The organism is Salinimicrobium sp. TIG7-5_MAKvit (assembly GCF_049569215.1).
GTDB lineage: Bacteria > Bacteroidota > Bacteroidia > Flavobacteriales > Flavobacteriaceae > Salinimicrobium > Salinimicrobium profundisediminis.
Genome location: NZ_CP145903.1, coordinates 2,451,715 through 2,472,031, shown reverse-complemented (window position 1 = coordinate 2,472,031; position 20,317 = coordinate 2,451,715). Strand labels below are relative to the sequence as shown.

Annotated in this window: 13 protein-coding genes; 5 read left to right on the top strand and 8 right to left on the bottom strand. The window is 40.9% G+C overall.

Translation table 11 applies throughout. The features are described from left to right. Window positions 1-98: 98 nt before the first annotated feature. The 4 genes from secDF to gyrB form a co-directional block, all read right to left on the bottom strand. Window positions 99-3,095 (bottom strand): protein translocase subunit SecDF, encoded by a 2,997-nt coding sequence (gene secDF, locus V5739_RS11105; protein ID WP_423818206.1) that lies wholly within the window; start codon window positions 3,093-3,095, stop codon window positions 99-101. Between the two features lie 228 nt (window positions 3,096-3,323). After that, window positions 3,324-4,253 (bottom strand): malate dehydrogenase, encoded by a 930-nt coding sequence (gene mdh / locus V5739_RS11100; protein WP_266071076.1) that lies wholly within the window; start codon window positions 4,251-4,253, stop codon window positions 3,324-3,326. Window positions 4,254-4,336: 83 nt separating this feature from the next. Beyond that, the gene (locus V5739_RS11095; RefSeq protein WP_423818205.1) at window positions 4,337-5,335 is read right to left on the bottom strand and encodes a DUF6588 family protein; all 999 of its coding nucleotides are present in this window, start codon (window positions 5,333-5,335) and stop codon (window positions 4,337-4,339) included. Between the two features lie 150 nt (window positions 5,336-5,485). After that, window positions 5,486-7,426, bottom strand: coding sequence for a DNA topoisomerase (ATP-hydrolyzing) subunit B (gene gyrB, locus V5739_RS11090; RefSeq protein ID WP_423818204.1), 1,941 nt, complete (start codon window positions 7,424-7,426; stop codon window positions 5,486-5,488). A gap of 407 nt (window positions 7,427-7,833) precedes the next feature. Here gyrB and V5739_RS11085 point away from each other — a divergent pair, with 407 nt between their 5' ends. Continuing rightward, on the top strand, window positions 7,834-8,409 hold the full coding sequence (locus V5739_RS11085) for a DUF2911 domain-containing protein (RefSeq protein WP_266071079.1): 576 nt from the start codon (window positions 7,834-7,836) through the stop codon (window positions 8,407-8,409). Window positions 8,410-8,467: 58 nt separating this feature from the next. Here V5739_RS11085 and V5739_RS11080 read toward each other — a convergent pair whose 3' ends face one another. From V5739_RS11080 to V5739_RS11065, 4 genes are all read right to left on the bottom strand, one after another. Further along, window positions 8,468-9,100, bottom strand: coding sequence for a 7-carboxy-7-deazaguanine synthase QueE (locus V5739_RS11080; protein ID WP_423818203.1), 633 nt, complete (start codon window positions 9,098-9,100; stop codon window positions 8,468-8,470). 92 nt (window positions 9,101-9,192) lie between these two features. Next, window positions 9,193-11,277 (bottom strand): N-acetylmuramoyl-L-alanine amidase, encoded by a 2,085-nt coding sequence (locus tag V5739_RS11075; RefSeq protein ID WP_423818202.1) that lies wholly within the window; start codon window positions 11,275-11,277, stop codon window positions 9,193-9,195. A gap of 63 nt (window positions 11,278-11,340) precedes the next feature. Further along, window positions 11,341-12,732: a SusD/RagB family nutrient-binding outer membrane lipoprotein gene (locus V5739_RS11070; protein ID WP_423818201.1), complete on the bottom strand. Its 1,392-nt coding sequence runs from the start codon at window positions 12,730-12,732 to the stop codon at window positions 11,341-11,343. Window positions 12,733-12,742: 10 nt separating this feature from the next. Next, on the bottom strand, window positions 12,743-15,922 hold the full coding sequence (locus V5739_RS11065) for a SusC/RagA family TonB-linked outer membrane protein (RefSeq protein WP_423818200.1): 3,180 nt from the start codon (window positions 15,920-15,922) through the stop codon (window positions 12,743-12,745). 154 nt (window positions 15,923-16,076) lie between these two features. On the opposite strand from V5739_RS11065, the gene dacB reads away from it, so the two are divergent. From dacB to rluF, 4 genes are all read left to right on the top strand, one after another. After that, on the top strand, window positions 16,077-17,396 hold the full coding sequence (gene dacB, locus V5739_RS11060; RefSeq protein WP_423818199.1) for a D-alanyl-D-alanine carboxypeptidase/D-alanyl-D-alanine endopeptidase: 1,320 nt from the start codon (window positions 16,077-16,079) through the stop codon (window positions 17,394-17,396). 40 nt (window positions 17,397-17,436) lie between these two features. Further along, a complete protein-coding gene (locus V5739_RS11055) occupies window positions 17,437-18,492 on the top strand; it encodes a S66 peptidase family protein (protein WP_423818198.1) in 1,056 nt (351 codons plus the stop codon). A 349-nt stretch (window positions 18,493-18,841) separates the two neighbouring features. Beyond that, window positions 18,842-19,399 (top strand): hypothetical protein, encoded by a 558-nt coding sequence (locus V5739_RS11050; RefSeq protein WP_423818197.1) that lies wholly within the window; start codon window positions 18,842-18,844, stop codon window positions 19,397-19,399. Between the two features lie 17 nt (window positions 19,400-19,416). After that, entirely contained in the window at window positions 19,417-20,271 is an 855-nt protein-coding gene (rluF, locus tag V5739_RS11045; RefSeq protein WP_423818196.1) for a 23S rRNA pseudouridine(2604) synthase RluF, read from the top strand. Window positions 20,272-20,317: the final 46 nt, after the last annotated feature.

Genomic DNA, 20,317 nt, shown 5'->3' with positions numbered 1-20,317 from the left:
GAGAAGAGCCTGAACAACTGCACACCACCCTCTCAAAAATGGCAAAAAAAAGAGCCTTTCCGAAGAAAGGCTCTTTTTATATAATATACTGGTGGTTCTTACTCCACAGTTTCTTTTTGCTTAAGCTTTCTTTTCTTAGTCTCCTTATTAAAGGTATCGTAAGTAATAGGAGTTGCAATGAAGATAGAAGAGTATGTACCCACTATCACACCTACAATAAGAGCAAACATGAATCCTCTAATGCTTTCCCCTCCAAAGATGAAGATCGCAAGAAGTACTACAAGTGTAGTTAAAGAGGTGTTTATTGTACGGCTAACTGTACTGTTGATCGCTGCATTGATTGCATCTTTCTTGGTCCATGAAGGATGTTCATTGAAGAACTCCCTGATCCTGTCAAAGATTACCACGGTATCGTTAAGCGAGTAACCTACCACCGTAAGGATCGCAGCAATAAACGCCTGGTCGATCTCCATGTTGAAAGGCATGAACTTATAAGTAAGGGAGAATACACCCAATACTATCAGGACATCGTGAATAACTGCAACCACAGCCCCCAAGGAGAACTGATATTTTCTAAACCTCAAGAGGATGTACAGGAAGATCACTAAAAGAGATCCAAGTACCGCCCAAATAGAAGCCTGCTTGATATCATCGGCTATAGAAGGGCCTACTTTAATAGACTGCATGATACCTATCTCTCTCTCACCTTCACCTCCAACGGTAAAGTCTTGGTAAGTTGTTCCTTCAGGAAGGTAAGACTGAACAGCAGCAAAAAGCTTCTGAGTAATTTCTTCATCTACCTCACTGCCTTCTTCTTCTACCTTATATTTTGTAGTGATCTTGATCTGGTTTGCTGCTCCAAAGGTCTTGGCGCTGGCACTTCCAAATTCGGTCACAAGCTCATCCTCAAGTTCGGTTGGATTTACAGCCTTATCAAATCTTACTGTATAACTTCTTCCTCCAACAAAATCAACACCCTGGTTCAATCCCTGAGTGAAAAGAGAACCTAAACTCACAAGAAGAAATATTCCTGAAACCACATAGAATGTTTTTCTCTTTTGCAGGAACTTAATGCTCAAGCCAGAGAAAAGATTTTTAGTAACCCTTGTAGAGAATTCAAGACTCTTATTTGGGTTCTTGGCATAGTTGTCAATGAACAATCTTGTAATAAAGATTGCGGTGAAAAGCGAAGTTGCAATACCTATTAATAAAGTTGTAGCAAAACCTTTGATAGGTCCTGTTCCAAGAACCAACAGGATCAATGCCGTAAGACCGGTTGTAATGTTCGCATCAAGAATTGAAGAAAGTGCATTACTAAAACCATCTCTAATGGCATCTTTTTGAACCTTCCCTTTCGCGTATTCTTCCCGTATACGTTCAAAGATAAGCACGTTCGCATCTACCGACATACCTATGGTAAGCACGATACCGGCAATACCAGGCAATGTAAGTACTGCCCCAAGACCGGCAAGCACACCAAAAATGAACAGGATGTTTACTACAAGAGCGATATCGGCGAAGATACCGGCTTTTCCGTAGTAGAAGATCATCCAGATCAATACCAGAAATAAAGCAATAGCGAATGACATGATACCGCTATCAATAGCTTCCTGCCCAAGTGACGGACCTACGATCTCACTCTGTACAATATCTGCGGAAGCAGGCAGTTTACCCGCACGCAATACGTTTGCTAAATCCTGCCCTTCGGTAATAGAAAAATCTCCTGTGATCTCACTTCTACCACCTGAAATTGGTCCGGTCGAAACTCCCGGAGCTGAATACACTACGTTGTCAAGAACGATTGCAATTTGACTTTGGTTCTCAAAAGCGTAACCTGTCATTTCTTCCCAGGTCTTAGCTCCTTTTCCGTTCATTTGCATAGTTACTGCAACTCTACCCACCTGGTCGTAAGCCTGGGTAGCATCTGTAATCACACTACCTGAAAGTGGCGGCTCATTTTGTCTGTTTCCTTTCAAGGCATAAAGACCGGCAACCGCATCATCCTCACTGGTAATTCCCCATACAAACTTTGTGTACCGCTGCTCGCCTTCAAGAAGGTTGCGCACCTGCGGCATATTAAGATACTGTCTAACTTTTGCAGTATCTGCAATATTAAATGTAGCCAGTACCGGCCCTCCCTGGAAACCAGGAGAAGCCATTAGGTCAAATAAAGGATTGTTTTGTTCAGCTACCTGTGCAGTATCACTTGCTGATTCTAAAAGAGCATCGATCTCATCCTGCCCGGCCTGTGCAGTATCTACATCGGCTTCTGCAGTCTCTGTAGTTTCCTCAACTTCGATTTGCTTAAGCAGGTTATTTGCCTGCACAAAGAAGTTTTGGAATTCATTGCTCTTATAAACATGCCAGAACTCTAACTGAGCTGTACTCTGTAAAAGGTCCTGTACACGTTGAATTTCTTTAGCTCCCGGTAATTCAACAAGAATTCTTCCTGAAGATCCAAGACGCTGAATATTGGGTTGAGTAACCCCGAATTTATCGATACGTTTTCTAAGTACTTCAAACGCCGAAACAATAGACTCATCAATTTTTCTTCTAATGATAGGCTTTACCTCCTCATTAGTCATTTCAAAATTGATCTCATCGCTAAGATTTCTATTTGCAAAAATATCGGGAGAAGCAAGGCGTGCATCCGGAATCTCTTCAAAAGCTTCAAAGAAAAGGTCAAGATAGTTCTCCTGACTTGTTTTTTGAGCTTCGTCTGCTCTTAACAGCGCCTGGTTAAAAGCAGGATCTTTACTGTTATTGGCCAATTCCCGAAGGATATCTTTAACCGAAATCTGGAGAATTACGTTAATACCTCCTTTTAAGTCAAGCCCTTTGTTAAGCTCTTTTTCCTTAGCCGAATTGTAGGTGATTCCAAGAAAAACCTCTTCATTCCCAATGGAATCAAGATACCTTTGTTCTGCTCTTTCCCTGGCTGTGATGTAACCATCTACACTCTCGGGGACTTCCTGCTGTGCAAATTCTTCGGCATCTCCCTCAATGTTGCCAGCAATAAAGGTGAAAGACAACTGGTAGATACATACCAGGGCAAACAAAATTGCAAATACCTTGATTATTCCCTTGTTCTGCATTATTCTTTAATTTATGTTCATTTTTTAAAAACGGACAAATATAGGTTTTCAAGATAGAAATCCCAATTATATTTTTTGAAAAAATTAACTTTTAAAACCAAAAAAAGAAGCTTTCCAAGAGCACCTTACAATGGGAGGTTTCATCACGCCAATTCACTGTTGCGATGAAAGTTCCCCTCAAAAATGGCACTTTTGAGAAGCTTCTTTAAAAAATTTATTTTATCCTGATTATTTCACCTCAAGAAGATCGTTGGTTTTTGAAACCCCTGAAGCACTTTCTTTAAGTTTAGCTTTTTCTGCCTCGTCAAGTTCTACTTCAACAATTTTCTCGATCCCATCTTTACCAAGAATCACAGGTACTCCAATACAAAGATCGTTAAGCCCATATTCCCCCTCTAAAAGGGCAGAACAAGGGAACATTTTCTTCTGGTCACAGGCAATTGCCTGCACAAGTGAAGAAACAGCAGCTCCTGGTGCATACCACGCACTGGTACCAAGCATTTTAGTAAGAGTTGCTCCTCCTACCTTAGTATCTTCAGAAATCTGGTTGATGCGATCTTCAGAAAGAAATTCTGACACAGGTACAGAGTTACGGGTGGCAAGCCTTGTTAAAGGCACCATTCCGGTATCGCTATGACCTCCAATTACCATCCCGTCAACATCTGACGAAGGGCAGTCAAGAGCTTCACTAATTCTGTATTTGAAACGGGCGCTATCTAAAGCTCCACCCATTCCTATAATTTTGTTCTTCGGAAGTTTAGTGGTTTTATGTACCAGATAAGTCATGGTATCCATAGGATTACTTACCACGATCAAAGTAACATTGGGAGAATGCTCTAAAAGGCTTTCAGATACCGATTTTACGATATCGGCATTGATCCCAATCAATTCTTCGCGGGTCATCCCAGGTTTACGTGGCACTCCACTGGTAATTACAGCAATGTCTGAATTTGCTGTTTTAGAATAGTCATTTGTACTTCCGGTAATTTTAGTATCGAATCCAAGAAGGGAAGCAGTTTGCATGAGATCCATGGCCTTACCTTCGGCATAATCTTCTTTAATATCAATTAGAACTACTTCGGAAGCAAAATTTTTAATGGCGATATATTCCGCGCAGCTGGCTCCAACAGCTCCGGCACCTACTATAGTAACTTTCATTGTGAGTTAGTTTGATTAATAGTCCTGCTAAAGTACGAATTTCACAGGATTTTTCCCTCAAAAAAAGCCGTAAAAAGCTGTGATTATATACCTACCGAAAGACCTAAATTAGCATTGAAAAATTTCCCCGCACTTAGCATAGAACTTAGCTTAAATCTTCCAATTTGATAATTAACGCCAGCATCAACTTTGAACTCAATATTATTTTCACCCAGGATTTCAAGAGCCGAATTCATTTCCCCCAGAAAGTCCCCTCCTCCACCTGCCACATAATCTACCTGCGAAGTTGAAGCACCAATAGATCCAAACACTTCCCATCCCGAATTGATAAATGACTTTGAAGTAATTACCTGGAAAAGAAATATATCAGCGTCTACCTCGATCTGGTCCATTTCCAGGGCAACCCTAGACTCGCTGAATAAGTCATATTCGACTAATAAAGGTATAAACCCGTAGTCGACATCATATTTACTGTAGGCTACCAAAGCAGCAAATTGAAAATCATTGGGCTGTGGATTAAAAAAATATTGATTAAAATTATGCTTGAGCCCCACACCGTAAGTACTAAAATTAACATCATCAATTTTCGTTTTGGGCAGGAACCTAAAAGTAAGATCTGTTCCATAAGGAAGACCCATGGAAGCCTGAACAAAAGGATGAGCAAGAAAATTTTTATTGATTCCATCAATTGCATTGAAGTCAAATTCATTGCCAAGAATTTCCCCTTCAAAAACGACATCTGTCATTCCTCCAAAGGCTGTCGGGATAATGGCGTTTTGCTCCCCCCTTATATCAAAAGTCTTATAATCTGTACTGGATATAGCCGTACTCTTCTTTTTTTCAGGAACAAAGAGGACATTTGCCATGACAGATATTTCAAGCTCCCATAAATCGAGATCTTTTGCAGAAGAGAACCATCCGGCTCCTGAAAGATAAACAGCCCCTTCAGCTGCCGGCGTAGCAAAGTCTTCGGCTACATGTAACATGTCATTTATAAAAAGTTCCACATCCTCCTGGGAATTAGCAGTACAGGGAAGTAAAAAAACAAATATTAAGCTGAAGCGAATTACATTTTTTTTCAATGTGATCAATTTTGGTTGAAACTAAGGTAAAAGTAAGGAAAAACCCTTTCAGATTAGATAACAAAAATAGACAAACACATTTACCCTGAAATGTGTGCCAAAAAAAAGCCCTACATCTCTGCAGGGCTTTAGCTATAACCACAAGTCTATTTAAGCATCGATATTTGCATAAACAGCATTCTTCTCAATAAATTCTCTACGAGGTGGCACTTCATCTCCCATCAACATAGAGAAGATCCTGTCGGCCTCCCCTGTGTTATCAATAGTGACCTGGCGAAGAGTTCTGAATTCAGGATTCATGGTAGTATCCCACAATTGCTCTGCATTCATCTCCCCCAAACCTTTGTAACGCTGAACGCTCACACCTCCACTAAAGGAATTGGCGATCTCATCACGCTCCTTATTATTCCATGCGTATCGCTTTTTACTTCCTTTCTTTATAAGGTAAAGTGGCGGCGTAGCAATGTAAACGTGGCCTGCTTCAATTAATTCTTTCATATACCTAAAGAAGAAGGTAAGAATCAATGTTGCAATGTGACTACCATCAACGTCGGCATCACACATGATCACGATCTTGTGGTACCTCAGCTTTGAAAGATTCAGTGCCTTACTGTCTTCTTCTGTACCAATAGTAACCCCAAGAGCAGTATAAATGTTCTTGATCTCTTCGTTTTCAAAAACCTTGTGGCTCATGGCTTTTTCAACGTTAAGGATCTTACCCCTTAACGGCAAAATAGCCTGGAAATGACGGTCACGACCCTGCTTGGCCGTTCCTCCCGCCGAGTCTCCCTCTACCAGGAACACTTCACTCTCATGCGGATCTTGCGAAGCACAATCTGAAAGTTTACCGGGTAATCCACCCCCGCTCATCACGGTTTTACGCTGCACCATTTCACGGGCCTTCTTAGCTGCATGACGTGCCTGCGCAGCAAGAATCACCTTTTGAACAATGGTTTTTGCATCATTCGGGTTTTCTTCAAGGTAATTTTCGAGCATTTCAGAAACTGCCTGAGAAACCGCAGCAGTCACTTCCCTGTTCCCGAGCTTGGTCTTGGTTTGCCCCTCAAACTGAGGCTCTGAAACTTTTACTGAAACAATTGCCGTCAAACCTTCCCGGAAGTCATCTCCCGAAATCTCAAACTTCAGCTTATCGAGTAGCCCCGAAGCATCTGCGTATTTTTTTAATGTAGTAGTAAGCCCTCTTCTGAAACCGGCAAGATGCGTTCCTCCTTCGTGGGTATTGATGTTATTCACGTATGAGTGAAGATTTTCGTTGAAGGAAGTATTATAAACCATCGCAACCTCTACAGGAATATCATTCTTCTCTCCTTCAATTGCAATTACTTCGCTAATAATAGGCTCCCGTGTGCCATCAAGGAATTTTATAAACTCCTTTAGACCTTCTTCGGAATGAAATATTTCCGAAACGAACTCTCCCTTGTCATCTTTTTCCCTACGGTCTGTAAGCGTAATAGTGATCCCTTTGTTGAGGAAGGCAAGTTCACGCATCCTGCTGGCAAGGGTATCATAGCTGTACTCTGTAGTTTGCTGAAATATGGTAGCATCGGGCTTAAAGGTGACGATAGTACCATTAAGATCGGTAGTTCCTACCGATCTTACCGGGTAAACAGGCTTACCTTTTTCATATTCCTGCTCCCAGATAGTTCCATCACGGTAAACAGTGGCTTTAAGTTGATCTGAAAGTGCATTCACACAACTTACCCCTACCCCGTGAAGTCCACCGGATACTTTATAGGAATCTTTATCAAACTTCCCACCTGCCCCAATCTTGGTCATAACAACCTCAAGTGCAGACACTCCTTCTTTCTTATGTAAATCTACAGGAATACCACGACCGTTATCCTCTGTAGTAATAGAATTATCTTCGTTTATGGTTACTCTAATGGTATCACAGTGACCGGCAAGCGCTTCATCAATAGAGTTATCCACCACCTCATACACCAGGTGATGCAAGCCTCTTACCCCAGTATCACCAATGTACATGGAGGGACGCATGCGCACATGCTCCATCCCCTCCAGCGCCTGGATACTGTCAGCCGAATAACTGCTTCTTTTAACCTCTTCGCTCATATTTAAATTCGTTAAAATTTTATCAATTTCTATAACGAACAAATATACCAAAATCGTGCCTGTTAAACCACTACCCTCATTGTTAAAGCCTTGAAGTTATCAACAATTTATGTGGAAAAATCCTCTCTTGTAGCGGTTTGGAGAAGAGGGACCTCAAACACTTCCCTCCCTTATTTTTACATTCAAAATTCTGGATAAAAGTGTTTTCCGGTAATTTACACCTGAACCAAATTTTACAGATTTATTCACAATTGTAGCACACCCTTATACACGACAAAATTACGAAGTCTAAAAAGCCAGAAATGAGTATTTTAATTTCTCATCTTTTTAACCCGATTTAAAGAAAACCTTAACTAATTATTATTCAGCATGGTTTATATTTAACCCATAATTCAAAAACACAGGAAATGAAGAAATATTTTATAATGTTCGCAGTTATGGCGGGGTCACTCACCACGCAATTATATGCTCAGGACACTACGGAAACTTTAAAAGATAATGACGGGCCCAACTTTTCAAAACTTGATGTGAGCCCTATGGATGTAGCTTTATTTAGAGGAGAAAACAACGAACCTATGGCCAGAGTTCTTTACAGCCGGCCTCAAACCCGTGATCGTGAAGTCTTCGGAAAATTGGTTCCTTTTGGCGAAGTTTGGAGAACAGGTGCCAATGAAGCCACCGAAATCACGCTTTACCAGGACCTCATGGTAGCTAACAAAACCATCAAAAAAGGAACTTACACGCTTTTTACCATTCCAAAAGAAAACGAATGGACAATCATTCTTAATAACAGCACAAATATTTGGGGAGCATACGACTATCATGTAGAAAAAGATGTTGCCCGTATCACTGTACCTGTAAGAAAATCACCTGTGCCCATTGAAGCACTGTCAATGAGCTTTGCAGAATCCAACGATGGCGCAAACTTGTTTATTGGCTGGGATGACCGCTATGTACAAATCCCCTTCAAGCAACCAAAGTAAGAAGTAACAATACAGGAAAAATATAATAAAAAAACGCCCTTTTTAAAAGGGCGTTTTTTTATGGGATGTTCAGGTATTTATGTGTTTGCAGCGACACCTTCCATTTTGGGTTCTGCATTACGTATTCTACAATTAGAGGCATCATCTTTTCACGGTTACTCCATTCGGGTTGTAGATAAAGGATACAATTCTCATTCACCTGCGCCGCCTGTTCCTCGGCAAACTGAAAATCATGTTTATTAAAAATTATCACCTTCAGCTCATTTGCAATTTGGTAGATCTCTGGAGTGGGAAGCTTGATTTTCTTCGGGGAAAGGCAAATCCAGTCCCATGTTCCTGTCACCGGGTATGCTCCCGAAGTCTCTATATGAATCTTTGCTCCTTTTTCCTTTAAACTACTGGTAAGCGGCTCCATATTCCAGGTAAGAGGCTCCCCTCCCGTGACCACCACTGTCTTACTATGTTTCACAGCATTGCCAACAATAGTTTCAACACCTGTTGGAGGGTGTAGTCTTGCATTCCAGCTTTCTTTAACATCACACCAGTGACAGCCAACATCGCAGCCGCCCACACGTATAAAGTAAGCAGCAGTCCCCTTGTGAAAACCTTCTCCCTGAATGGTATAGAATTCTTCCATTAGCGGCAGCATCTTTCCCTGCTCCACCAGCTCGTTCATTTCCTGTTCTTTCATAAGCGGCAAAGGTACATAAAAACAGGATTTAGCAACCGGCATTAGATAATCAAATTCAATCAATTCCGGCAACCGGGGTTCTTCTTTAAAATCTAATTCCGAATAATGAACCCATTCTTAAAATTGGAAGCCTCTCCATCTAGAGGAACAACAAATCCGTTTATAACAGCATAATGGGATTTTCCTGCTTTTGTCAAGAAGAAAGTTGGGTTCATACCAACCTTTATTTCTTCTGAAACTTTAAAATTTTGGCCTACCACTACAATTGGATAATAAAAATAGCTTCTTTCTTTTGGCAGGTTTTGAACCCTTACATAAGCTACGCCTTTTGAATGAAGATCTGAAAAATTCAACTTTTCCACAGCATCGAGATTGGGCAAAACTTCGGCATAGATTTTCCCAGGTTCAAAATCGAATCCTGAAGCATCCAAGGTATTATACCCGAAATTTGTGGAGAGATCCCCCTGATCTGCAATATAGCTTCTGTAAAAGAGTTGCTTTTCATTTTGCGAGTAAACTTCAGAATGGTTTATTCCTAAGTCAAGGATGTATTGCTCTCCAAAAAGGGCATAATGCAACCCCTTTATTTTAAGATCATAAAGTTTGCTGTCATTTTCAGGAATTTTGCTGTAATTGGCAATAGCCATAGATTCGTATTCTTCTTCAGCAATAGAAAAGATGGCTGATAGAATTGTTAGAAAGTTCAATTTTCTAATTTCCTGTTTTTCCGGGTCTCCCGGGAAGCCGCCCGATTCTATCAACACAGTGCTGGTGCCCCATTTCTGAATATTGTCTCCAAAAGCCCGTGGCTCAAAATCATCATTGTACCTGCCCACTTTTCCCGGAGCATATTCCTGCAGAAGTTGATTCATTTGAACAATAAGTTTCATAGCATTTCCACGAACATCATTGATAGATTTCTCATAGTTGTAAGCAGGTGCCAAAAATGAGATTGTAGCCGGGTTTTCTGACCCCTGTGTGTTGTAATACATGCTTTGATCATGAAGATTAAACCCAAAGTCGGCTTCAAGGCTATCTCTTACCCTTTTTAAGGTCTTAGCTTCAGGTGACTGCAAACGCAACGCATCGCGATTAACATCAATACCTAAAGAGTTTCTACGCTGAAATACCTCAGCCCCATCGGGATTGAGCATTGGCAGAAAATGTAATTTCACCTTCTTCAACATCGCTTCTTTTTCCTTCTGAAAGGAATCATGGGCGAGAAAATTGAGAATGTCAAAAACGGCCATAGTTGCTGTAGATTCATCGCCGTGCATTTGCGACCACAACAAAACATCAGTTTCTCCTGAACCGATACTTATTAAATAAAGCTCCCTGTTTTCTATTGACTTTCCTACCTGGTTTACCTCAAACAGATCGTTTTTTTGCCATTTTTGAATGACAGGCATAATATCATTATGCTTAAAACGCCTTTCTTCAAAACCTGGTTCTTTATAATCCTGGTAATGATCTACAATTTTTCGAATCAGAGAAAAGGTTTTTTCGGGTGCAGGGGTTGGGAGAGGTTGAAAATTCAAATCGGCAGTAGCGGCCCTGACTTTTTCCATAAAATCATCTCCCGGATCTGATTTCTGAGTTCTGTAACCTGCATCTTTTTCAAGCCATAATTCATGATCTTCAAACCTGGTGTATTCGTGATGACCAACTACATACTCAATATCATATTTTGTTTTCAGGTACCTTACCAGCCAGATGTTTGCTTCAAGTTGAGCCTGGGTTAGCGGCGTCCCGGAAGTGCCTCCTACATTTTCCACTCCTATTGCTGTATGGTTTAATCCTATTACATGTCGCCCCAGTATGGTTTCGGGCATTAGACGATAAATTGTTCCATCTCTGTCAACAAGAAAATGAGTGGACACATTTAAGTCACTCGCCCCGGAAATTGCTGTTCTGCTGCCGGGAAGGTGAGGGTCTTTAAAGGCAGCAAAAGATCTTTCGAGGGTAGGAATAGCTGTCCAGTGAAGTACTACCATTTTAGGCACAATAGTGGGATCTTCTTTTTCAAGACCATATCTATCTTTCATATAAGCCAAACTTAGCTCCTCCCGTTCTTCATTAAAAACAATGGGTTTATCTATTATCCGGGAAGTATTTGTACTGGCAGTACTACAGGAAAGCAGTAAAAGGGAAATAAAAAGAACGAACGGGTGTCTCATAGTGTGTTAAAATAAAATCTCCCGACAATATCGGGAGATTTTAAGAATTATAGGAATGGTTTTTTATTCATCCCACCATACTGTACCATAAATAGAATCTTCACCTCCAAATTGTCGTTCTACAGCCTCATTAAAATTATCGGCGTTATTAAAATCTTCTGTATCGGGATATGCCAGGCGCGTTGGCACCGGGCGTCCTTCAGGCTGTACAAAATCATCGGGGAATCCTGTTCTTCTCCATTCGCTCCAGGCTTCATAACCGTTCATAAATAAATGGATCCACCGTTGTTCTGAAATTCTCTCTATGGCATTTGCAGGATCAAAAGCAACTTCTGGCTGACTTATAAACTCATCTACACCTTCAGTTGAACCTGTCCACTGAAGAACAGATTTTTCTATTGCCATGTTATAGTAAGTTTCAGCATCTTCGGTCACCCAGTCTCTTTCCGCAGCTTCAGCAATAGCGAACAACACCTGAGGGTAGGTTACCAAATAAACAGGAGCATCCTGAGCGGTAATATCAGAACCCAGCAATGAATATTCTTCAGTCCCTATAGCTTCGGTTTCTCCATAGGGCATACCAATAAACTCACCGCTTTCACGCGCAGGATTTCCATAAACCTCTAAACGCGGATCATCAACCGGCTTCATCTCTTCAACTAAATTAACTGTGAGAGCCCACCACTCCCGATTGCTTTCTACTACCTGATCATACCAGTAGTTTTGATTGTTAGCATCGGCTAAGTGCTGAAAGACCAGGCTATCATCATTAGAGTTCATCACCCCGTCGGCCATTGCAGCATTAAACTCATCTTGCGCCCATTGAGGATCTACTTCAGAAAGACGAAGAGCCATTAAAAGTCTGAGCGAATTACCCAGCTTTTTCCATTTCTCCATATTGCCACCATAGACCAGGTCATTATCAATATCACCTGCAACTATTTGATTATTGGCCTCTTTTAACAGCGCAAACAAATTTGAATAAATAGACTCCTGGGTGTCATATGCGGGGGTGAAATTATTATTCCCCTGCAAAGCTTCGGTGTAAGGCACATCACCCCACCGATCGGTTAGATTCCAGTAAAAATAAGCCTTCAAAATTTTTGCCACAGCAAGCTGGTTGGCAACCGGACCTTCAGCAGCATTTAAATCTTCTTCAGAATTTAAAACGGTCTCAAGGTTCATAAGCGGCCCCTCATAGAACCAGTAAAAGTTTGTAGAACCTTCGGGGTATAAAGAAACACCCACGTATTGGGTCTCGGCTAAGTACTGGGCCAGAAATTCTCCCTGTGGGGAAGAACTTAAAGATGGAAGATATAATTGTGCGTTGGCAATTAATTGTGTTCCCGATGCTTCACCCGGTATATTTGGGTTCACATTAATATCTTCGTCAAATTCGCTACATCCCAGCAAGCTAAGATTGCAAAATAATAAGATGATAATATATTTTTTCATAATTCGTTTTTTAGAAAGTAATGTTTACGTCTACCCCAATTGATCGCACTGACGGTAATTGACCTGATTCGTACCAGCTAATTGACTGTGCTCCCGTAGAAATCGCAGAAGGATCAATACCTTCTGGCGCTTCCTGCCAAATCATAAACGGATTTTGGGCAATCACAGCTAATTGCACACTCTCTACAGGAAAATTGCCCAGGATCTCTTTGGTAAGATTATAACCCAGCCTCAATTCTTTCATTTTTATGTAAGAAGCGTCAAAAAGCCACTCTTCGTAGATTCGCCTTCCCAATACATTCCTGTAATAGCTTCGGGCATTGACATAAGCACTTATCGGTTCACCTGTATCAGCAGAAATTCCCTCTACCTTTACACCACCACCCTGGTCTAAGGGATCCCTTACATTTGCACCTCTATCGTTCATTGCAACAGTTACGGGGTCCTGTCCGGTTCTTACCGCTAACATTTTAGACCGGCTAAAGAACTGCCCACCGCCCTGAAACTCGATCATTCCTGAAAGTCTCCAGTTTCCGTAGCTAAATGTATTGGAGAAGCCTCCCGTAAAATCTGGAAGCACACTTCCAAAATTATGGGTTTCATCTGTATAAAGTGGCATATTGTCGTCACCTAAAAGTATCTGCCCTGTCGCTTCATCTCTTTGATAAGCTGTACCTACAAGACTTCCAAAAGGCTTCCCTTCATAAGAATTGAGATAGCTCGTCACACTTGAGTAAGTTGTGGAAGAGTAAGTATACACATCAATACCAGGAGCCAGCTCTACTACCATACTTTCGTTACTCGCGAAATTAAGATTGGTGTCCCAGAAGAATTTTCCAGTTTCAATAGGCCTGGCATTTATAGCCACCTCAATACCTTTATTTTCAATTAAACCTGCATTGATTGTAGTGGAGCCATAACCACTGGCCCCTGAAACATCAAGGTTAATAATCTGGTTCTTGTTCTTTTGTTCATAATAAGTAAAATCAATTCCCAGCCTGCTGTCAAAAAATCTTAAATCGAGCCCAAGCTCGTAAGAATGAGCAAATGACGGCTCTATATTTGGGTTATTCAGGTTATCTGGAACAAATAAAGTATTGGTACCTTCATACACTGTTCCCACTCCAAAGCCCATTGTTGTTTCATAGGGAGAAAGGTCAGATCCTGCCTGTGCATAACTGGCTCTAGCCTTTGCAAAGCTTAAAGGATCCCAATCTAAAAATTCGCTAAAAATCACACTTCCTGAGATGGAAGGATACCAGTAAGAATTATTATCATCAGGAAGGGCCGAAGAATTATCATTTCTCAAGGATGCATCTACAAAAAAAGTATCTGCATAGCCCAAAGAAACAAGACCAAACAAACTCCTCACCTGCTTTCTTAGCAGATAATTAGATGTTTCAGGACGGTCTATCGAAGCATCAATATTATAAAAACCCGGTGAAGAAAGACCTCCAACGGTTGCCATGGTTAAATAGGTGTAGTTCCTGTTCCAAATATTTCCTCCCAAACTGGCATTAAGCGATAAATCTCCCCACTCTTCATCAAACTGAGCAAGAAATTCATAGTTAAATTCTTTGTTCTGAAATTTTCCAATGTAAAAGGAGGGAAGGCTTTTACCTCCAAAGGCAGTACGTTCCTGAATATTTTGAGTATAAAGATCTCCTCTTATGTGTCCACTCAAACTAAGGTTCTCCAAAACCTGAAAAGTTATTCCCACATCTCCAAAAAACCTATCCCTGTTATCCTGACTAAGATTCTCGTAGGCATTAAAGAATGGATTATTCCAGTACAAAGGATCAAAATCAGTAACTTCTCCTGTTTCAGAACTTGGCCTGCTAAGATTCCAGTGAAGGTAAGTTCCATCTTCATACTGATAGTCCCGCAATCTATTCATATCCACATTCCGCTGAAACCATTGCACGAGATAATTAGCCCCAAACTCTGATCCCTGTCCCGGGCGCTGCGCGTCATTACGGGCAAATGTAAAATTGGTTGAGACATTTACTTTGTCAACTACATCGGCATCGGCATGAACAGTAAGGTTATTTCTATCTAAATGTGTATTTGGCTCTACACCTTCTATTTTTGTATCATTCAGACTAATTCTGAAGTTGATCTTTTCTCCCCCACCGGCAACCGATACAGTATTATTAAAAGTGTAACCGGTTTCATAGAAATCCTTAATATTATCTGGATGGGGCACAAAAGGAGTTAATTGTCCATAGGTAGGGTCTTGAGGGTAAAAACTGAAGACCTGTCTTACCATTGTCCCATCCATTCTAGGACCCCAACTTTCATCAACAGATATATCTACGTAGGGATCTCCATTAGGAAGTGTTCTAAAATCTAAACTAGACCCTCCTCCATACATGTTCTGTAAGGGCATAAAATCATAAGTTGACTGCACTGAAAAAGTGGAATTAGCCTGCACCGTAAACTTTTCGGCCGCACCTTTTTTTGTGGTGATCATAATAACGCCATACTGTCCACGAATTCCGTATAAAGCTGAAGCTGCAGGACCCTTTAACACATTCACAGATTCAATATCGGCAGGGTTCACGTCCTGTCCCAGGTTACCATAATCGGCACCTGCACTCCCTGCAAAATTGGCATTTGAAATTGGCGTACCATCAATCACTATTAAAGGCTGGTCTCCTCCTCCTATAGAATTTACTCCCCTAATTTTGATTTTTTGAGTCCCCCCCATACTTGCTCCCGATGAGCCGGTAACCTGTACTCCAGCAACTCTTCCCCCCAGGGCTCCAATAACATTTTGGTCTTTGGCAACTGTTAGATCTTCCCCATCTACTTCCTGTGTGGCATATCCAAGGGATTTCTTATCCCTTGAAATCCCCAGGGCTGTTACCACCACCTCATCGAGGGCCTGGAGATCGGCTTCCAGTTGTACATTAATCTGGTTGTTTGCCTCCACAGTACGTTTCACAGTTTTGTAACCAATAGAAGAGAAGCTAAGCACATCTCCGGTTTCTGCTTTAATAGAAAAATTCCCATCAAAGTCTGTCACAGTACCTTTATTAGTACCTTCAATAATAACGTTTACTCCGGGAATCGGCATACTCCTTTGAGCACTGGTTACCGTACCCGAAATCACCCTTTCCTGGGCCTGCACATTCATGAACTGCAAAAGGGCGATCAGGAATGAAAACAGTGTAATTTTGTTTCTCATTTGTTTGGTTTTTGAGTTAAAAATTGATGAAAAGTTATTAAATTTTTTCAGGTTTCAATCTTTTCTTCTAAAAAACCTTTAGATAATAAAAAAAAGCTAACTTGAATTTTCTTTTTAAAATCCCTTACAAGTGAGAAAAAACAATCATTCAAAAATGTCATTTTTGAAGCTTGTTCTTCAAATTATTCTGATAGTTTTAATCTTCAGCTCCTGCTCCTCCTCGCGTAAGCTCACTATGGAAGCACAAAATACATTGCAGGAATATCCACCTTTTAAAACAGGATTTTCCGGAATATATATTTATGATCCGGCTGAGAAAAAAGTCATTTTTGAACACAACTCCGAAAAATATTTCACCCCGGCCTCAAATACCAAACTTTTTACTTTCTATGCAGGATTAAAAATTTTAGGGGATTCCGCTGTAGGCCTTGAGTATATTGTAAAGGAAGATTCCCTGATTTTTAGAGGGACAGGCGATCCTTCTTTTTTGTACGACAAGCTGGAATCTACTGTCGTTTATGATTTTTTAAAAGAAAGAAATGAAACCCTTTATTACGTGCCGCCCATACATGAGGAAAAACATTTTGGCCCCGGCTGGTCGTGGGATGATTACAACTACTACTATTCTGTAGAACGGGCAGCTATGCCTCTCTTCGGAAATTATGCCACCTTCACATCTTCAGCTGAAAATACAGTTCCCGTTGCCAAACCTGCGTATTTCAATCGTTACCTCGTAAAAGATTCCCCTGACTCAGGAAGCAGCTTTACAGTTGTGAGAAATCACGACCAAAACAAATTCCTTTATCAGCAGCCCGCCGAAGCAGAAAACAGAAGCCGAATTGTTCCTTTTATTCATTCTCCACATCTGGTTACCGCCCTACTGTCCGACACCCTTCAGAAACCGGTAAAAATACTGGATCCTAAAAAAGTTGACTTCAGCAATAGCAAACTGCTTTATAGTATTCCTACAGACAGCCTTTACAAGCGAATGCTGCAGGTTAGTGACAACTTTATTGCCGAACAGCTGCTGCTTATGAGTTCCAGAGAAATATCTGATACGCTTAAAACCGATATCGCCATTAACTATATGAAGAAAAATCATCTTCAGGATCTATCTCAGGAGATAAAGTGGGTAGATGGCTCTGGTTTGTCTATTTACAACAAGTTCACACCTAAGACTGTAGTACAGCTTCTTGAAAAGATCTCTAAAGAGGTGCCTCAAAAAAGGCTTTTTGGACTGCTCCCTGCCGGAGGTGAATCTGGCACCATTAAGAACTTTTATAAAGCCAAAGAGCCTTATATCTATGCCAAAACCGGGACAATTAGCAACGTACATGCTTTAAGCGGCTATTTAAAAACCAAAAGCGGCAAAATACTCATCTTCAGTTTTATGAATAACAATTATATGGTTCCTTCCGCAGAAATAAAAGCAGGTATGGAGATCATTCTGCGTGATATTCATTTAAATTATTAGTTTTATGGAGGCTCAAAAATGCCATTTTTAAACCAAAATTATGCAGAGACGAAATTTTCTTCGCAATGTGGGCCTTGGCAGCCTTGCAATTCCGCTTCATAGTTTAGCCACTTCATTTTCTGTCACCGGTTCTTTACAGGATGTTTCTAAACCAAAACGCCTAGCTGCAGGTGATACCATTGGCATAGTGAGCCCTGCGGGGGCCATATATGAGTCTGAACCTTATGAGATTGCTATTGAATCTATGCAGGCCATGGGCCTTAAAGTGAAGTTGGGAGAGTTTGTGCGTACCCGCCATGGTCACCTTGCAGGAACTGATGAACAAAGGGCTACCGAATTTAATGACATGTGGCGGAATCCGGAAGTTGACGCGATAATTTGCCTTAGAGGTGGCTCGGGGGCAGCGAGAATTCTGCCACTGCTCGATTATGAGGAAATCAAAAAAAATCCGAAGATATTTATCGGTTACAGCGACATTACCGCACTGCACCTGGCTATTTATAAAAAAACCGGACTTGTAACCTTTCACGGACCTTTGGCAACCTCAACATGGAATTCTTTTGCCGTAGATCATTTTAAAGACCTTCTATTTAATGCAGAAGCTATTGCCTACTCAAACCCAAATGAGAAAGGCGGAATGCTTGCCCAAACCAGAAACAGGATAAGAACCATAACTCCGGGAACCGCAACGGGAGAACTCCTGGGCGGAAATCTTTCTGTACTTACCAATATTATGGGCACACCTTATTTCCCTACCCAATGGCAAAATAAAATTCTTTATCTCGAAGATGTAGGAGAACAGATCTATGCCGTAGACAGGATGATGTCACAGCTACAACTGGGCGGGGTTCTGGAACAAATAAGTGGTTTTATCTTTGGAAAGTGTAGCGATTGTGACCCCGGAGGCGCCGGAGGTTATGGCTCCCTAACCCTGGAAGAAGTTCTGGACCACTATTTAAAGCCTTTAAAAATTCCGGCATTTTCTGGAAGTATGATTGGGCACATTAGCGATAACTTCACTATTCCCAACGGAATACTGGCCAAAATGAACGCGAACAACGGGACTTTTACATTATTAAATCCGGCAGTTCGTTAATTTAGGCCCGTAAGAAAGTCCGTCAATCCCTCACAATTCTTACTTTTATAAAAATTTTAAAGGCGTTCGGTAAATGACATTTTAAAGAAGTTTTGCCTCGGTATATGAAGTTGGGTAAAATTTCGTTTACTGAAAGGTCATTATGTGAAATGCTGAAGATTTTAAATACAGAGCTCTTACATGAAGAAAGAAGGGCACGAGGGAAGCAGGAGCCATAAAAAATAAATGACAGGGTGAATAAAGGAAGGGATCATACCAATCTGAAAAAAACCAAAAATAAAAAGTCAACCACATTCCCTTCATAAAGGAATGAGGAACTCATTAAATTTTAAAAAATTACCTAAACATCATGCGAAAAAGTTTTTTACTCCTCCTTTTTGTTACTGCTGGCTTCCTGATTTCCTGTGAAAAAGAACAGGATCCTTTCCTCATTACCTCTAATAGTATAGGACGTTTGACCAGCGACATAAAAATTAATCAACTCGATTCAATTTTTGCTGAAGATTCGCTTGTAAAACAGGTAAGTAAAAGCGAATTGTACAGGAAAAGCAATGAAATAGAAGTTTATGATAACCAGGGCAACAAACTCCTGTTGATCGAACCTGTGCAGGCCTTTGACTCCACCAGTACCATTGGATTCATCCAGGTACTCGACCCGCGTTATAAGACGGCCAAAGGTCTTGGAAAAGAAAGTACATTCCAGGATATTGTACAGAACTATGACATTTCGAGAATTGAGAACACTCTAAGCGCAGCCGTGATTTTTATTGATGAATTGAACGTATATGTAACCATTGATAAAAAACAGCTGCCCGTAGAACTGCGCTATGATACGCAAACCCGCATACAGGCTTCCCAAATTCCCGATGATGCCAAAATCAAGTATTTTATGGTAGATTGGGATTAACTCTTTAATATTTCTGAATGTCTTCTGAAAATCTTACTCGCTTAAATAAATATCTTAGTGAAGTAGGCTACTGCTCCCGCCGTAAAGCCGACACTCTCATTGAACAGGGGCGGGTAACCATTAACGGCAAGGTTCCCGAAATGGGAACAAAAGTTAGCCCCGAAGATGAAGTGCGGGTGAACGGCGAACTCATTGTGCCTCCAAAAAAAGACAACGTCTACCTGGCTTTCAATAAACCTATAGGTATTGTTTGTACTACAAATCAGGCGGAAAAGAAGAATATAGTAGATTATATAAATTTCCCTACCCGAATCTTCCCCATTGGCAGACTCGACAAACCCAGTGAAGGTCTGATTTTACTAACCGACGACGGGGATATTGTCAATAAAATTCTTAGAGCGAGAAACAATCACGAAAAAGAGTACATAGTTACTGTAGACCGATTGATCACGCCTGACTTTCTTAGAAGAATGTCTTCAGGAATTCCCATTTTAGACACCGTTACCCGCGAATGTGAGGTGGAACAATTGAGCAAGTCCGTTTTCAGGATTATCCTCACCCAGGGTTTAAACCGGCAAATTCGCAGAATGTGCGAGTACCTGGGTTATGAAGTAGTGAAGCTAAAGAGAATACGCATCATGAATATTGAACTTGATGTGCCGGTGGGACAGTATCGTCATCTCACCCAAAAGGAACTGGACGACCTTGATCGCTTAACGGGAGAATCAAGTAAAACAGAAGATGCTTCTGTTGAACAAAAACCAGCGAGTTCAAAGCCTAAACCCTCCAATACCACTTCTAAGAAAACCTTCGGAAAAAATCCGGAGAATCAGAAAAACTTCCGAAGAAAAAGAAGAAACCGGGAATCTTAACACTCAATTAAGCAAATGATTGAGCATATCTGCTTATTTTTAAGAA

Excerpts from the sequence above, each read along its gene's own strand:
- secDF (WP_423818206.1), bottom strand. The coding sequence starts at position 3,095 with ATGCAGAACAAGGGAATAATCAAGGTATTTGCAATTTTGTTTGCCCTG.
- mdh (WP_266071076.1), bottom strand. The coding sequence starts at position 4,253 with ATGAAAGTTACTATAGTAGGTGCCGGAGCTGTTGGAGCCAGCTGCGCG.
- gyrB (WP_423818204.1), bottom strand. The coding sequence starts at position 7,426 with ATGAGCGAAGAGGTTAAAAGAAGCAGTTATTCGGCTGACAGTATCCAG.
- V5739_RS11085 (WP_266071079.1), top strand. The coding sequence starts at position 7,834 with ATGAAGAAATATTTTATAATGTTCGCAGTTATGGCGGGGTCACTCACC.
- V5739_RS11080 (WP_423818203.1), bottom strand. The coding sequence starts at position 9,100 with ATGAAAGAACAGGAAATGAACGAGCTGGTGGAGCAGGGAAAGATGCTG.
- V5739_RS11075 (WP_423818202.1), bottom strand. The coding sequence starts at position 11,277 with ATGAGACACCCGTTCGTTCTTTTTATTTCCCTTTTACTGCTTTCCTGT.
- V5739_RS11070 (WP_423818201.1), bottom strand. The coding sequence starts at position 12,732 with ATGAAAAAATATATTATCATCTTATTATTTTGCAATCTTAGCTTGCTG.
- V5739_RS11065 (WP_423818200.1), bottom strand. The coding sequence starts at position 15,922 with ATGAGAAACAAAATTACACTGTTTTCATTCCTGATCGCCCTTTTGCAG.
- dacB (WP_423818199.1), top strand. The coding sequence starts at position 16,077 with ATGTCATTTTTGAAGCTTGTTCTTCAAATTATTCTGATAGTTTTAATC.
- V5739_RS11055 (WP_423818198.1), top strand. The coding sequence starts at position 17,437 with ATGCAGAGACGAAATTTTCTTCGCAATGTGGGCCTTGGCAGCCTTGCA.
- V5739_RS11050 (WP_423818197.1), top strand. The coding sequence starts at position 18,842 with ATGCGAAAAAGTTTTTTACTCCTCCTTTTTGTTACTGCTGGCTTCCTG.
- rluF (WP_423818196.1), top strand. The coding sequence starts at position 19,417 with ATGTCTTCTGAAAATCTTACTCGCTTAAATAAATATCTTAGTGAAGTA.